Source organism: Moorena sp. SIO2C4 (genome assembly GCF_010672485.1).
GTDB classification, from domain to species: domain Bacteria; phylum Cyanobacteriota; class Cyanobacteriia; order Cyanobacteriales; family Coleofasciculaceae; genus Moorena; species Moorena producens.
This window is the reverse complement of sequence record NZ_JAAHGN010001402.1, coordinates 1-1,543: the sequence shown is the minus strand read 5'-3', so window position 1 is coordinate 1,543 and position 1,543 is coordinate 1. Positions and strand designations below refer to the sequence as shown.

Here is a 1,543-nt window from a genome sequence, read left to right as displayed (position 1 = left end):
TAAAAAGCTTCCAGGTATGCATCAACATGGAAAATTCAAAAGCGATGCAGCGCTACTTCCTACTCCCTACTCCCTACTCACTACTCCCTACTCCCATTAACCCAAGACGAAAGTACCTCACCCCATTGAGAACTGCTATAAATGATAAATGACAAACAACAATACCATATATCTTTTGTACTCCTGATTTCCGCAGTAGCTGCCATTGGTGGTTTTTTATTCGGTTTCGACAGTGCAGTGATCAATGGCACGATTACAGCACTGCAAAAAGCCTTTCACTCCACTAGCGTCGGGACGGGATTTTCAGTATCTTCGATGCTGCTAGGTTCTGCAGTTGGGGCGTTTTACGCTGGACAGATGGCGGATTGGTATGGCCGCAAAAAGGTGATGCTGATGACTGCTGCTTTATTTACTATCAGTGCCATTGGCTCTGGTATAGCGATCAGTATCTGGGATTTTGTAGTCTATCGACTGGTGGGTGGCATTGCTGTGGGTGCCGCTAGTGTAATTAGTCCAGCTTACATCGCAGAGGTTTCTCCAGCTCACCTGCGGGGAAGGTTAGGTTCTCTGCAGCAATTGGCAATTGTTATTGGTATTTTTATTGCTTTTGTCAGCAACTACTTGATTGGTATGGCTACCGGTTCAGCAGAAGCACCACTTTGGTTTTCTATACCGGCTTGGCGCTGGATGTTCTGGATGGAGCTGATTCCAGCAACTGTTTATTGGGTGGGGGCTTGGTTGATTCCTGAATCTCCCCGGTTTTTGGTCTCTATTGGCCGATTGACAAAAGCTGCTGCTGTTTTCGCCAAGATTGAGAGTGGTGATGTCCAAGCCAAGGTCTTGGAAATTCAGCAAACAGTTCTAAAAGAGCGCAAGCCTAAACTGTCTGATCTGATTGGGAAAAATGGTATGCTGCTTCCCATTGTCTGGGTAGGCATGGGGCTATCTATATTTCAACAGTTTGTGGGAATTAATGTAGTATTCTACTATGGTAATGTGTTATGGCAAGAGGTAGGGTTTTCAGAAGGGGATTCCCTGCTAATTAATGTTATTACTGGCGCTATTAATCTTCTTACTACCCTTTTAGCGATCGCATTCATAGACAAGTTTGGACGCAAACCCCTTCTGCTCCTTGGGTCTATTGGCATGACCTTGACCTTGGGGATAATGGCATTTATTTTTACTTTCGCCCAGTTGGATAGCGCTGGTGAATTGATTCTGACTCACTCTCAAGGGATTGTTGCCCTCTTAGCCGCTAACCTGTATGTGTTCTGCTTCGGCTTTTCCTGGGGACCAGTGGTCTGGGTGATGCTAGGGGAAATGTTCAACAACCAGATTCGAGGCTCTGCACTGTCTGTTGGTGCTTCAACTCAATGGCTGGCCAATTTTTTCATTACCATCACCTTCCCCATTCTCCTGACTAGATTTGGTTTAGGTACTGCTTATGGTCTTTATACCATTGCTGCTGCTATCTCCTTTTTCTTAGTTGTTTTCGCAGTTCGGGAAACCAAAGGTAAGGAACTCGAAGCAATGTAATCGTAAA

At 45.2% G+C, this 1,543-nt stretch carries 1 protein-coding gene; it reads left to right on the top strand.

The genetic code is table 11. From position 1 onward, the window contains the following. Positions 1 to 141 precede the first annotated feature (141 nt). A complete protein-coding gene (locus F6K20_RS38000) occupies positions 142 to 1,536 on the top strand; it encodes a sugar porter family MFS transporter (protein WP_008188284.1) in 1,395 nt (464 codons plus the stop codon). Positions 1,537 to 1,543 lie beyond the last annotated feature (7 nt).